The 12,583-nt window shown below is 68.1% G+C and carries 12 protein-coding genes; 2 read left to right on the forward strand and 10 right to left on the reverse strand.

Annotated features, from left to right (window positions below; genetic code table 11):
- Positions 1-33: 33 nt before the first annotated feature.
- The gene (locus tag ASE31_RS28930) at positions 34-975 is read right to left on the reverse strand and encodes a LysR family transcriptional regulator (protein WP_057206403.1); all 942 of its coding nucleotides are present in this window, start codon (positions 973-975) and stop codon (positions 34-36) included.
- A 67-nt stretch (positions 976-1,042) separates the two neighbouring features.
- Between ASE31_RS28930 and ASE31_RS28935 the strand changes: the two genes are divergently transcribed.
- On the forward strand, positions 1,043-2,536 hold the full coding sequence (locus ASE31_RS28935; protein ID WP_235514802.1) for an MFS transporter: 1,494 nt from the start codon (positions 1,043-1,045) through the stop codon (positions 2,534-2,536).
- 7 nt (positions 2,537-2,543) lie between these two features.
- Here ASE31_RS28935 and ASE31_RS28940 read toward each other — a convergent pair whose 3' ends face one another.
- The 9 genes from ASE31_RS28940 to ASE31_RS28980 form a co-directional block, all read right to left on the reverse strand.
- Complete coding sequence (locus tag ASE31_RS28940) at positions 2,544-3,248, reverse strand: SDR family oxidoreductase (protein ID WP_057206405.1); 705 nt, start codon at positions 3,246-3,248, stop codon at positions 2,544-2,546.
- A gap of 219 nt (positions 3,249-3,467) precedes the next feature.
- Positions 3,468-3,848 (reverse strand): hypothetical protein, encoded by a 381-nt coding sequence (locus tag ASE31_RS28945; protein ID WP_157412698.1) that lies wholly within the window; start codon positions 3,846-3,848, stop codon positions 3,468-3,470.
- A 30-nt stretch (positions 3,849-3,878) separates the two neighbouring features.
- The gene (locus ASE31_RS28950; RefSeq protein WP_057206514.1) at positions 3,879-5,441 is read right to left on the reverse strand and encodes a malonyl-CoA synthase; all 1,563 of its coding nucleotides are present in this window, start codon (positions 5,439-5,441) and stop codon (positions 3,879-3,881) included.
- 35 nt (positions 5,442-5,476) lie between these two features.
- On the reverse strand, positions 5,477-6,301 hold the full coding sequence (locus tag ASE31_RS28955; protein ID WP_057206410.1) for an enoyl-CoA hydratase/isomerase family protein: 825 nt from the start codon (positions 6,299-6,301) through the stop codon (positions 5,477-5,479).
- Positions 6,302-6,524: 223 nt separating this feature from the next.
- On the reverse strand, positions 6,525-7,520 hold the full coding sequence (locus ASE31_RS28960) for a tripartite tricarboxylate transporter substrate binding protein (RefSeq protein WP_057206412.1): 996 nt from the start codon (positions 7,518-7,520) through the stop codon (positions 6,525-6,527).
- Positions 7,521-7,681: 161 nt separating this feature from the next.
- On the reverse strand, positions 7,682-9,202 hold the full coding sequence (locus tag ASE31_RS28965; protein ID WP_057206414.1) for a malonyl-CoA decarboxylase: 1,521 nt from the start codon (positions 9,200-9,202) through the stop codon (positions 7,682-7,684).
- 2 nt (positions 9,203-9,204) lie between these two features.
- Positions 9,205-9,873 carry a GntR family transcriptional regulator gene (locus ASE31_RS28970; protein ID WP_057206416.1) on the reverse strand — a complete coding sequence of 223 codons (669 nt, stop codon included), beginning with the start codon at positions 9,871-9,873 and terminating at the stop codon, positions 9,205-9,207.
- Between the two features lie 384 nt (positions 9,874-10,257).
- Positions 10,258-10,551, reverse strand: a complete 294-nt coding sequence (locus ASE31_RS28975) for a cupin domain-containing protein (RefSeq protein ID WP_057206515.1) — start codon at positions 10,549-10,551, stop codon at positions 10,258-10,260.
- Positions 10,552-10,627: 76 nt separating this feature from the next.
- On the reverse strand, positions 10,628-11,521 hold the full coding sequence (locus ASE31_RS28980) for a helix-turn-helix transcriptional regulator (RefSeq protein ID WP_057206418.1): 894 nt from the start codon (positions 11,519-11,521) through the stop codon (positions 10,628-10,630).
- A 100-nt stretch (positions 11,522-11,621) separates the two neighbouring features.
- On the opposite strand from ASE31_RS28980, the gene ASE31_RS28985 reads away from it, so the two are divergent.
- A complete protein-coding gene (locus ASE31_RS28985; protein WP_057206420.1) occupies positions 11,622-12,509 on the forward strand; it encodes an SDR family oxidoreductase in 888 nt (295 codons plus the stop codon).
- Positions 12,510-12,583 lie beyond the last annotated feature (74 nt).

The raw sequence follows: 12,583 nt of genomic DNA on the forward strand, positions 1-12,583 counted from the left end.
GCACATAACAGAAGCAACAACCAACCACGGAAGCTAACGCCGCGCGCGCAAAACCTTCACCGCCGGCCCCTTGATCATCGGATCGTCCAACACCTTCAAAAGACACTCCCGCAACCACCGGTGCGCCGCATCCGCGCTGTACCGCGGATGCCACGCCATGCGCGTAGTGTCACTCTGCAACGGCAACGGCAACGCAAAGACTTCAAGCTTCAGTGAAGGAGACATGCCCCGCGCCACCCGCTCAGGCACACAGGCCACCAGCTCCGACCGCGAAGCCGCGATCAGCGCCGCAAAGGCACTGGGCACCTGCAGCGCCACCAGGCGCGCCAGGCCCAGCGCGGCCAGCGCATCGTCCAGCGTACTGGGCTCACCAGGCCGCAGCGTCACGCCCACATGGCGCACAGCGGCCAGGCGTGCCGGGGTCAGCGGCTTGGCGAGCAAGGCATGGCCTGCGCGCGCAGCACCCACCAGTTGCTGCTGCGACAGCTCCTGCCACTCCACCTCGGGGTCGCGGCTGCGGAACACGCCCACGTCCAGGTCCACCCGTCCCTCGCGCAATGCGGCGGGATCGCTGTGGCTCTCGGCCAGGAACTGCAGGCTGGCCAGCGGCATCTCCTGCGCGAGCGCCTGCGACAGCGCAGCGCCGTAGACCACGGCCATGCCCTCGGGCGCGCGCACCACAAAATGCCGTCGCACCTGCGCCAGGCCGCCCGGCCCCTCACCCGGCGACTGCAGCGCGCGCGCCTGGGCCAGCAGTTGGCGCACGGGCGCGGCCAGCGCCAGGGCGCGCGGCGTGGGCACCAGTTGGCGGCCCGCACGCACCAGGATGGCATCGCCGAACACCTCGCGGATGCGGGCCAGCGCATGGCTCATGGCCGGGGTGCTCAGGTGCACGCGCTCGGCCGCCGCCGTCACGCTGCCGGTGGCCAGCAGCGCGTCGAGCGCGACAAGCAGGTTGAGGTCATACGTTTTCATATGATGCAACTATATGTTCAAATCATTGCACTGTACAGAACCATGCAGCGCCGCGACACTGCCGGCCATGACGACACCCAACCCCATGCCTGCCACGCAGCCACCTGAACTGGCCCAGCCCCGCTCCACGGCCTTGCCCCTGCTCGCGCTGATGCTCATGTTGGTGCTGGCCGCGCTGGACCAGACCATCCTCTCCACCGCCCTGCCCTCCATCGCCCGCGACATGCCGGGCAGCCTGCCGCCGGCCTGGACCTTCTCGGCCTACCTGTTGGCCGCGACGGTGGTGATTGCGCTGTATGGCCGCCTGGCCGACGTGCATGGCCGCAAGCCCATGCTGCTGCTGGCCATCGCCTTGTTCCTGCTGGGCTCGCTGGCCTGCGCGGCCAGCCAGAGCATGCTGCAGCTGGTGCTGGCGCGCGCGCTGCAGGGCGCGGGCGGCGGGGGGCTGATGACGTTGACCATGCTGACCGTGGCCGCCATGTTTCCGCTGGCAGAGCGCGGGCGCTACCAGTCCCTGCTGGGCGCGGTGTATGGCGTGGCCACCATGTTCGGGCCGCTCACGGGCGGCTGGCTGACCGAGCACCTCTCCTGGCGCTGGGCCTTCGGGCTGAACGTGCCGCTGGCGCTGGTGGCATTTGGTGTTCTGGCAGCCACGCTGCGCGGCCAGGCCCGGGGTCCGCGCACGCCCATCGACCACCTGGGCGCGGCGCTGCTCACCGCTGCACTGTGCAGCGCCCTGCTGATGACGCAGCACGAGCGCCTGCAACTGCCCGACTGGCTGTCGGCCGCCGTGCTGGGCACCGTGTGCGCGCTGTGCACCGTGGCCTTCGTGCTGCGCCAGCGCCGGGCCGCGCACCCGCTGGTGCCGCTGTCGCTGTTCGGCCGGCCGGTGTATGCGGCGGCGTCCATGATCGGACTGGTCACCGGCGTGGCGCTGTATGCGGCCGTGGTCTTCATGCCCGCCTACCTGCAGACCGCCCTGCACCTGGCGCCCACCACCGCTGCCTGGCACCTGTTGCCGCTGATGGCGGGGGTGACGGCTGCCGCCATCGGCAGCGGCCGCCTGCTGCGCGCCCGCGTGCCGGCCCGCAACCTGGGCATGGGCGCCAGCGCGCTGGTGGTGCTGGGCTTCGTGCTGCTGTCCGCCGCCATGCAATGGGCGCCCGCGCAGCCGCTGGTGCTGTCGGCCTGCCTGCTCCCGCTGGGCATGGGCATCGGCCTGCTGTTCCCCATCATCACCATGGTGTCGCAGCGCGCATCTCCCCTGCAGCTCATGGGCATCGCCACGGCCGTGCCGGTCATGCTGCGCAGCCTGGGTGGTGCCGTGGGCGTGGCGCTGCTGACCACACTGTTCGCCGAGGTGCTGCACACCCTGGTGGCCGGGCACCCCGAGGCCATGGCCAGCGCCGGGCCGCATGCGCTGCAGGCCGTGTGGGGCTGCAGCGCGACCGTCGCGGTGCTGGGCGTGGTGGCCTGCCGCTGGTTGCCCGATGCGCCGATGGAACAGCAGGCGCAGCCAGTGGTGAACGCCGGCCCCGCCGGCATCCGCGCCACCGCCTGAGCCAGGATCAGAGCGAGCGCGTCAGCCCACCATCCACGCGCAGGTTCTGGCCGGTGATGTAGGCCCCGCCCTCCGACGCCAGGAAGGCGATGGTCGCCGCAATCTCCGCGCTCTTGCCGTAGCGCCCCAGGGGCACGGTCTGGCGGCGTTCTTCCGTGGCCGGCAGGCTGTCGATCCAGCCGGGCAGCACATTGTTCATGCGGATGTTGTCCTTGGCGTAGCTGTCGGAAAACAGCTTGGTGAAGGCCGCCAGCCCGGCACGGAACACCGCCGAGGTCGGGAACATCGCGCTGGGCTCGAACGCCCAGGCGGTGGAGATGTTGATGATGCTGCCCCCGCCCTGCTTTTGCATGTGGGGCACGACCAGGCGCGTCGGGCGGATCACGTTGAGCAGGTAGACGTCCATGCCCACGTGCCATTGCTCGTCCGTCAGCTCCAGCACCGGCGCGCGCGGGCCATGGCCAGCGCTGTTGACCAGCACGTCGATGCGGCCCCAACGGGCCACAGCCTGGTCCACCAGCCGGGTGAGGTCCTCCACGGACTGGTTGGAGCCGGTCACGCCCAGGCCACCCAGCTCGGCGGCCAGCGCCTCGCCTTTGCCCGACGAGGACAGGATGCCGACCCGGTAGCCATCGGCCGCCAGCTTGCGCGCCGCCGCCGCGCCCATGCCGCTGCCGCCGGCGGTGATGAGGGCCACTTTTTCTACTGCCATGTGTGATTCTCCTGTGCGTTATTTGGCAGATCCCTCACCACGGTGTCGCAATGAGATTTCTTCCACCAAAGAATAGCATTCAGAACACGCTGCCCGGTGTAGCGGCAGCAGCATCTACCTGTAGATAAAGTACACCGGAGACAGGTGGAAGGTGCCGGATCGGATCGCTGAAAAAGCGACGTGACGCACTGCGTGCGCCGTGCGATGCCTCGAGCCGCATCAGCGCGGGTCTTGCGCGCCCAGCAGTGCAACAACCAGCACCCGGCCGTACCTCTTGAGCGCAAGCACCGACAGCACCAACGTGAGTTCCGGCACGCCGATCCAGGGTGCGACCATGCCCAGCAGAGACACAGGCAACTGAACGAACGCGATGACGGCATACACCAGGCCCACCAGGATGGCACAGGCCCTGGCAACCGACGGGTAGCCGCTGAGGAAAAACGTTGGCAGCGCATATGGCGCATTTCCTGAATCCAATGCACCAGCTGCGGCGTGACCCGCGCGCCGGCTTCTGGAGCTGCACGTGCGCAGGTTCTTCGACCTGCCGGCGAGAACCCGGGCATGAAAAAAGGGCCCGCAGGCCCCTTCTCGATCGCCCACGGCAGCGGCGGCTGCGCCGCCCACACCCCTTCAGGCGAACAAGCCCTTGTGCTGATCGCGCAGCAGGTTCTTCTGCACCTTGCCCATGGTGTTGCGCGGCAGTTCGTCGGCCACGAAGCAGCGCTTGGGGATCTTGAAGTTGGCCAACTGCGACTTGAGATGCGCCACGATGGCCTCGCCGTCGAGCTTGGCACCGGGCTTGGCGATGACCACGGCCACGCCCACCTCGCCGAAGTCCGGGTGAGGCACGCCCACCAGGGCGCTTTCGGCCACGCCGGGCATGTCGTTGATGTAGCCCTCGATCTCGGCGGGGTAGACGTTGTAGCCACCGCTGATGATCAGGTCCTTGCTGCGGCCGACGATGCTCACGTAGCCGCGCTCATCGACCTTGCCCACGTCGCCGGTCTTGAACCAGCCGTCAGACGTGAACTCCTCGGCCGTCTTCTCGGGCATGCGCCAGTAGCCCTTGAAGACGTTGGGGCCCTGGACCTGGATGGCGCCGATCTCGCCCAGGGGCAGCGCCTTGTTCGCGTCGTCCACCACGCGCAGGCCCACGCCGGGCAGCGGAAAGCCCACGGTGGCACCACGCCGCTCGGTCTGGTCCTGGTGGCGCTTGTCAGCCGCATAGGGGTTGGAGGTGAGCATGATGGTCTCGCTCATGCCGTAGCGCTCCAGGATGGTGTGGCCGGTGCGCTGCTGCCATTCGTTGAAGGTTTCGATCAAGAGCGGCGCCGAGCCCGCGACGAACAGGCGCATGTTCTTCGCGGTCTCTTTGGTGAGCCCCGGCTCGGCCAGCAGGCGCACGTAGAGCGTGGGCACACCCATGAAGACGGTGGCGCGCGGCATGGCGGCGAGCACGGCCTTGGGGTCGAATTTGCTGAACCAGATCATCTTGCTGCCGTTGATCAGCGCGCCGTGCATGGCCACGAACAGGCCGTGCACGTGGAAGATGGGCAGCGCGTGGATCAGCACATCCCCCGGCTTCCAGCCCCAGTAGTCCTTGAGCACCTGGGCATTGGACAGCAGGTTGCCGTGCGTGAGCATGGCGCCCTTGCTGCGGCCCGTGGTGCCGCTGGTGTACAGGATGGCGGCCAGGTCGTCGGCCGAGCGCGGCACGGGCGTGTGCTCGTCACCATGGTGCGCGGCGCGATCCAGCAGGCTGCCCGTGCGGTCGTCGCCCAGGGTGAAGACATGCTGCGTGCCCTGGGTGAAGGCGATCTTGCTCACCCAGCCGAAGTTGCCGGGCGTGCAGACCACCACGGAAGGCTCGGCGTTGCCGATGAAGTACTCGATCTCGGCGCTCTGGTAGGCGGTGTTGAGCGGCAGGAACACGTAGCCCGCGCGCAAGGTGGCAAGGTACAGCAGCAGCGCTTCGACCGATTTCTCGACCTGCACGGCCACGCGGCTGCCCTCGGGCAGCTTGAGCGACACCAGCAGGTTGGCGATGCGGGCGCTGGCGCGGTCGAGGTCGCTCCAGCTGTAGAGCAGCGGCCGGCCATCGGCGGTGGAGGTCTCCACAGCCGTGCTGGCCAGGTCGGCGGGGAAGGCGGCGCGCAGGGCGCTGAACAGGTTTTGCTGAGGGGTGGAACTCATGGTGCGGTCATCCGTATAGGCAACAAAGCGGCGGTTCAAAACACAGGGGGGCGTTTTTCGAGAAAGGCGGTGATGCCTTCGCGGTGCTCAGCGCTGTCCGCATAGGCATAGGGGTCTGTGGCGTGGTGGTGGCTGGAAGAAGCAGGGTGGTGCTGCGACGGGTCGATGGACAGCGGCGCTTTCAGCGCACGCAGGGTCTGCTTGTTCAAGCGTGCGGCCCCTGGCGCCAGCGCCGCAATGCGGCAGGCGCTGGCCAGGGCCTCGGCGCGGGCGTCTTCGGCACCGGCCACCACACGGCTCAAAAAGCCGCGCGCAAACATCTCGTCAGCGCCAAAGGTGGCGGCTTCCAGCAACATCTGGCGCGCGGTGACCTCGCCCACGGCACCGGCCACCAGCTGCGCCTCGCGCGGCGCCATGGGAAAGCCCAGGCGTGCGATGGGTGCGCCAAAGCGCGCGCCGGCATGGGCCACGCGCACATCGCAGCAGCTGGCAATCTCCACGCCCGCGCCCATGCAGGCGCCGGTGATGTGGGCGACGATGGGCACGTCGCAGTCGAGCATGGCCGAGAGCCCGCCCCAGACATCGCCCTCGTGGAATTCCCGCAGCGCCGCCGCGTCGAAGCGAAAGCCCGGGTACTCGGAGATATCGCCCCCCGCGCAGAAGGCTGCGCCCTCGCCTTCGATCAGCACGCAGCGCACATCGTGGCTGCGCTGGATGTCCTTGAACACAGCGCGCAGCTGCTGCCACATGGCGCGCGACATGGCGTTGAGCCGGCCGGTGTGGCGCAGCGCGACTTGCACCACGCCAGCATCGCCGGCCGCGCCGGGTGCGCGCGCCGCGACTACCTGCGCCGCTGTCATCGCTGCTGATACAACTGCCTGCATATTGCCTTTCCCTGCTCGCCGCTAATTGGGGGGGCGTTCAGAAGGTGTGAATGGACCCGGCGTGTCCGAGCAGGCCGCCACAACGCGTGCGATCTAGGCGCAAAGCACAGCCATAGCGCGGGCTATGGCGAGCATTTGCAACGACGAGCGCGCGTGTTTTGGAGGCATGAGCGGGCATGGCGGGTTCGTTCACACCTTCTTAGTCGAGCTTGGCGCCCGAGGCCTTGACCACCGTGGCCCAGCGCTTGACTTCGCTGCTGACCATGGCGCCGAACTGCTGCGGGGTCAGGGTGCCGTAATCGGCACCGTTGCTGGCCCAGATGGTCTTGATCTCATCGGCCGTGCCGATGCGCTTGACCTCTTCCACGATGCGCGCCTGGATGTCGGCCGGCGTGCCCTTGGGTGCCCACAGGCCGTACCAGGTGGTCACGGTGTAGTCGGGCAAGCCCACCTCGGCGGCGCAGGGCACGTCGGGAAAGGCCGGGTTGCGCTTGCTGCCCGAGACCATCAGCGCCTTGATGCGGCCGCTCTTGATGTGCGTGGCCGAGGAGCCCAGGCCATCGAACATCATGTCCACATTGCCCGCGATCAGATCCTGCAGGGCCGGGCCCGCGCCGCGATAGGGGATGTGGGTGATGAAGGTGCCCGTTTGCTGCTTGAACAGCTCGCCCGCCAGGTGGTGCGAGGTGCCGGCACCGGCCGAGCCGTAGTTGAGCTTGGCGGGGTTGCGCTTGACGTGGTCGATGAACTGCTGGAAGTTGGCCACCGGTACGGCCTTGGGGTTGACCACGACCACCTGGGGCACGTTGGCCAGCAGGGCCAGGGGGATGAAGTCCTTCTCGATGTCGTAGTCGAGCTTGGGGTACATCGACGGGGCGATGGCGTGGTGCACGGCGCCCATGAACAGGGTGTAGCCGTCGGGCGCGCCCTTGGCCGCAAAACTCGCGCCCACGGTGCCGCCCGCGCCGCCCCGGTTGTCGATGACCAGGGTCTTGCCGACGGTCTTGGAGAACTGGGCGGACATGGGCCGGGCGAAGGCATCGGTACCCCCGCCAGCGGGGAACGGCACCACCAGGGTCACCGGCTTGCTCGGCCATGCGGACGCCTGGGCCCAGCTGCTGCCACAGGCCAGTGCGGCGGCCGCAGCAGCGGCACCGCGCAGCACGTCGCGGCGCTGCAGGTCGTTGTCTTTCATCTTGTCTCCTGTCTTATAAAAATAGAAGTAAAAGGTCCAACACAACAAAAGGCGCATGGTAGCGCCGCCTCACGACACGGGTGTCACCGATGTACACCACGGCCCCAGGGGTTACGGGTTACCCCTCTGGACGCGGCACGCAGGCGCGGTGACGCCGCGATTCAGCCTTTGCACAGGCTGTCGATGTCTCCCGATGCGGGCACCTTGCCCTGTGCCAGCATGCTGCGGTGCTTGTCGATGCGCTTCAAGTCATACAGGTAGTTGACCATCAGCCCGTACGACTGCTTGAGCCCCTTGGTGGAGGGGTCGCCGCCCCAGTTCAGGCGTTCCACGCGCGCGCCATTGCCCAGGTGAAAGCGCGCCACCGGGTCCACGGGCTTGCCCTCGGCCAGCTCGCGCGCCAGGTAGTGGGCCGCGCATTCGAGCAGCATCTGCCGCACGGGCGAGCGGGCGTCCAGGTCCAGCGGCTTTTCGAGCGCGGTGAGCAGGTGTGCGGCCTGTGGCGGCTCGAAGCCCACGGCGCGGCCCAGCTCGGCGCGGCGCTTGTCGTCCAGCCGCTCCAGCATGGGCGCCGCATGCTTGGCCAGCCAGCCCCTGAAACCTGGGATGGGCGAGAGCGTGGCAAAGGTGCGCAGGCGCGGGAACTCCTCGGTCAGCGTCTCCACCACGTGCTTGATCAGCGAATCACCAAAACTCACGCCGCGCAGCCCCGTCTGGGTATTGCTGATGGAGTAGAAGATGGCCGTCGTGGCCTTGGCCAGGTCGGCCGGTGCGGCGGCCTCGTCCAGCAGCGGGGTGATGCTGCTGGAGATCCGGTCCACCAGCGCCACCTCCACGAAAATCAACGGCTCGTTGGGCAGGCGCGGGTGGAAGAATCCGTAGCAGCGGCGGTCGCTGTCGAGCCGGTTCTTCACGTCGGCCCAGCTGCGGATGTCGTGCACCGCCTCGTACTTGATGAGCTTTTCGATCAGCGAGGCAGGCGAGTCCCACGACAGCCGGCGCAGCTCCAGAAAGGCCACGTCGAACCAGGTCGAGAACAGGTGCTCCAACTCCGCGTCGAGCGGCAGCAGGCGCTTGTCGGCCTTGAGCAAGGGCAGCAGCTCGGCGCGCATGTCCAGCAAAAAGCGCATGCCTTCGGGCACCACCGCAAAGCGCTGCAGCAGGCGGGTGCGCGGCGACACCAGGGCGCGGCGCAGGCTGATCTCGGCCTGGCCCTCCTCGGCCGTGCCCGCTGCGGCCTCGTAGCGCTGGCGGGCGGACTTGAAGCGCGTGGCATCGGGTGCGAACTGCTCGCACAGCAGCAGCCACATGTCGCGCCGCTCCTCGGGCGCAGCCTCGGCATACCACTGGGCCACGCCGTGGGCGCGGCGCCCGCCTTCGAGCTCGCTCACCTGCGGGGCCACCACCTCCTGCAGGTCCGCCAGCAGGCGGCGCAGGGCACGCGGCGACAAGGCCTCCTGCCCGCGACGCAGCGTTGCCGCCAGGCGTTCGTTGGTGGAGCGAGGAACAGCCACCTTGGCCACCACGTCGGTCACGTTGGCCTTGTCGGCGGCCGCTCGCGCAAGCTTGTCGCCCGGGGCCTTGTCACCGGCAGGCTTGTCGCCTGCGGCTTTGTCGCTGGCGGGTGCAGCGGAGCGCAGGCGCGAGACGCTGCGGGCAATCCATTCGGGGGCAGTGTTCATGTTCATGGTGTCAACCTCGATTGCTGGGTGCGGGCTACGTCGCGCAGGGCCTCGCGCTGGCGCAGCAGATGGGTGCGCATGGCCTCCTCGGCGGCATCGCAGTCCTGGGCCTTCAGGGCTGCAAACACCGCCAGGTGCTCTGCCAGGCTCTGCTGCAGGCGCCCGGGCGCGTGCAACTGCTGCAGCCGCGCCAGGCGCAGGATCTTGCGCAGATCGCCGATCACCTGGGCCAGCCAGCGGTTGTCCGCCAGCGTGATGAAGGCCTCGTGGATGGCGTGGTTGGCTGCGTAGTATTCGGGGATGCGCCCGGCTGCGGCATGCGCCTGCAGGCGTTGGTGCAGCACCTCCAGCGCAGCCACGTCGCCCGCACTGGCGCGGCGCGTGGCTTCGTGCGCGGCGCGGCCTTCGAGCAGCGCGATCACGGGGAATATCTCGTCCAGGTCCTTGGCCGTGACCTCGGCCACGAAGCAGCCACGGCGCGGCTCATGGCGCAGCAGGCCCTCGGCCACCAGCACCTTGAGTGCCTCGCGCAGCGGCGTGCGCGAAATCTCCAGCCGCTCACACAGCGCCGCTTCGTCCAGAAAGCTGCCCGGCGCCAGCTTGCCGGCAAAGATCTCCTCGCGCAGACGCGAGGCGACTTCATCGTGCAGGGAATTGGATACCAGGCGCATGTGCGGGTGAACTCCGGGTGAATCAGCTGCCAGGCCCCACAAGGGCCCCGGCTTTTGCCGCCAACATGCCATCAAATGACGGCAAACGCAGGCTTTGCTCTCACATAGGTGTAATTTCTCATAATTATGGAAAATGACAAGGGGGAAAGCGTGATTTTTGGTAAGCGAGGCCAAAAAACCAGTTGCTGCAGCAAGCGAGCAACACCCCAGGCTCTTTGATGGCGCTTCTGGGCGTCTCGCGCCTGCCTGCAACGACGGCGCCGCAAATCCACGCGCAGGACCAAACGCTGCTTCTACCTCTTCGCTGTAGCAAAGGCGCCGCCTCTCGCCATGCAGCATCGCAAGTGCGCCAAACTGCGGTGCTGCAGGCCCGGGGGCCTTCAATCAATCGGCAGAGATTCGCCGTGCCACCCAGTAAGTCGCACCCTGCGCCCCATACCGTTCCGCATGCGGCTCATTGCGGTACAGCGTAAACGTATCGCCGGGCACCAGGCGGCGCTCCTGGCCCTCGCAGGTGAGCCACATCTCGCCCTGCACGACGATGGCGCTCACGCCGAAGTCGTGGCGGTGCTCGGGCACCACCTGACCCGGCGCCCATTCACGCACCAGCGCTTCGTCGAACCCGCCGGCAAGCGACTGGGCCTGGAATTGCTCGAAGCTCAAAGGTACGGCGGACATGGCGGTCATCTGGCTTGTCTCCTGCAGGCATGCGGAACTGGCGGTTTTTTTTGCATCGGCGATGTGAGGGGCGTGTCTATGCGGGCGTGGTCTGGCGCTGGCGCCTGACAGCAGCGCTTGCCGCTGCCGCCGCCTTGCCCTCCTCGCCCGCAGCAATCAGCGCCTTCACACGCGCCAGGTCGCGCGGCGTGGCGGGGGTGTAGATCACCATGCCCAGGTCGGGCCGGCCATCGACGGCAAAGGCCGAATACTCCAGGTCGATGGGGCCGGCCACGGGGTGCACCACGTGCTTGGGGTGCTCGCCATAGCTGCTCTGCACACCGTTGTCGCGCCAGAGCGCGCGGAACTCGGGGTCGATTTCGCACAACTCCTCCACCATGGGGTGCACGCGGGCGGCGGCGCCAGCACGCGCCACGTCGGCGCGGAAGGCGCCGACGATGAAGCGCGAATCACGCTCCCAGTTGGGCATCTTGCGGCGCAGCGCCGCACTGCCGAAAACCACGCGCAGGATATTGCGCTGCCCCACGGGCAGCGCGCCATAGTCGGTCAGCACCAGGGTGGAGGCATGGTTCCAGGCGACCACGTCCCAGGTGGAGGTCTTCACATAGGCGGCGCTGGTTTCGAGCGAATCGAGCACGCGCTGCAGCCGGGGCGTCACGCCCTCGGGGTCCTGAAAGCGCACCTCGGGCGGGCGGCCCAGGGCGAGCAAAAAAACGTATTCGCGCTCGGCTTCGGTGAGCATCAGCGCGCGGGCGATGCGCGCCAGCACATCGGCCGAAGGCGCCCCGCCGCGCCCCTGCTCCAGCCACGTGTACCAGGTGGCGCTGACATGGGCGCGCTGGGCGACTTCTTCGCGGCGCAGGCCGGGCGTGCGCCGGCGCGCGAGCGAAAAACCGAGCGCCGCAGGGTCCAGCCGGGTGCGGCGGTCGCGCAGGTAGTTGCCCAGCGGGTTGTCGTTGGTGTCGGGCATGGATGCAGTCCTGTTACTTCTTATACCTGTATAAGATCACTACTTTACCCGGATAAGCCCCGTGGCGACACTGCCCTCCTTTCACAGGAAGGACATCACCATGCGAGTATTCGTGACCGGCGCGACCGGTTTTGTGGGAACGGCCGTCGTCAATGAGCTGATCGATGCGGGCCACAGCGTGCTGGGCCTGGCCCGCTCGGACGAAGGGGCTGAGCGCCTGGCCGCCGTGGGCGCCGAGGTGCACCGCGGCTCCATCGACGACCTGCCCAGCCTGCGCCGCGGCGTTGCCCACGCCGATGGCGTGGTCCACACGGCGTTCAACCACGATTTTTCAACCTATGCGGCCAACTGCGAGGCCGACCGGCGGGTCATCGCGGCGCTGGGCGCCGAGCTTGCGGGCACCGACCGGCCCCTGCTCGTGACCACCGGCATGACGCTGCTGGGCAACAGGGGCGGCGTGGGCACCGAAGAGGATGCGCCCGTGCCCAGCAGCGCCGGTGTGCCGCGCAGCGCCTCGGAAGAGGCTGCAATGGCCCTCGCGCAGCAGGGCGTGCATGCCTGCGTGGTGCGGCTGCCGCAGGTGCACGACCCGTTCAAGCAGGGCCTGATCACCTACCTGATCGCACTGGCCCGCGAGAAAGGGGTGTCGGCCTACCTGGGCGAAGGCTCCAACCGCTGGCCCGCCGTGCATGTGCTCGATGCCGCCTGCCTGTACCGACTGGTGCTGGAGCGAGGCACGCGCGGCACCCGCTACCACGCGGTCGGCGAAGAAGGTGTGGCGCTCAAGGCGGTTGCCGAATCCATCGGGCGCGGCCTGAACCTGCCCGTGGCCTCGGTGCCGGCCAGTGGTGCCGAGCAGCACTTTGGCTGGCTGGCCCGCTTTGCCGGCATGGACAGCCCGGCCTCCAGCGCGCTCACGCAGCAGCGCCTGGGCTGGCGGCCGGTGGAGACCACGCTGATCGCGGACCTGGATCGCGCGCAGTTCTGAAGCACAGGTCCATGGCCACAGGGTCCTGAGCGATTCCTGCAACCCTCCCTACAATGGCACGACAGGAGGAGTTC

The sequence above is a fragment of the Acidovorax sp. Root217 genome (genome assembly GCF_001428645.1).
In the GTDB taxonomy this organism is placed as follows: Bacteria; Pseudomonadota; Gammaproteobacteria; order Burkholderiales; family Burkholderiaceae_C; genus Acidovorax.

Bases quoted from the DNA above. Each gene is read 5' to 3' on its own strand.
- ASE31_RS28950 (WP_057206514.1), bottom strand. From the start codon at position 5,441: ATGAGTTCCACCCCTCAGCAAAACCTGTTCAGCGCCCTGCGCGCCGCC.
- ASE31_RS28935 (WP_235514802.1), top strand. From the start codon at position 1,043: ATGACGACACCCAACCCCATGCCTGCCACGCAGCCACCTGAACTGGCC.
- ASE31_RS28980 (WP_057206418.1), bottom strand. From the start codon at position 11,521: ATGCCCGACACCAACGACAACCCGCTGGGCAACTACCTGCGCGACCGC.
- ASE31_RS28965 (WP_057206414.1), bottom strand. From the start codon at position 9,202: ATGAACACTGCCCCCGAATGGATTGCCCGCAGCGTCTCGCGCCTGCGC.
- ASE31_RS28975 (WP_057206515.1), bottom strand. From the start codon at position 10,551: ATGTCCGCCGTACCTTTGAGCTTCGAGCAATTCCAGGCCCAGTCGCTT.
- ASE31_RS28955 (WP_057206410.1), bottom strand. From the start codon at position 6,301: ATGACAGCGGCGCAGGTAGTCGCGGCGCGCGCACCCGGCGCGGCCGGC.
- ASE31_RS28960 (WP_057206412.1), bottom strand. From the start codon at position 7,520: ATGAAAGACAACGACCTGCAGCGCCGCGACGTGCTGCGCGGTGCCGCT.
- ASE31_RS28940 (WP_057206405.1), bottom strand. From the start codon at position 3,248: ATGGCAGTAGAAAAAGTGGCCCTCATCACCGCCGGCGGCAGCGGCATG.
- ASE31_RS28930 (WP_057206403.1), bottom strand. From the start codon at position 975: ATGAAAACGTATGACCTCAACCTGCTTGTCGCGCTCGACGCGCTGCTG.
- ASE31_RS28985 (WP_057206420.1), top strand. From the start codon at position 11,622: ATGCGAGTATTCGTGACCGGCGCGACCGGTTTTGTGGGAACGGCCGTC.
- ASE31_RS28970 (WP_057206416.1), bottom strand. From the start codon at position 9,873: ATGCGCCTGGTATCCAATTCCCTGCACGATGAAGTCGCCTCGCGTCTG.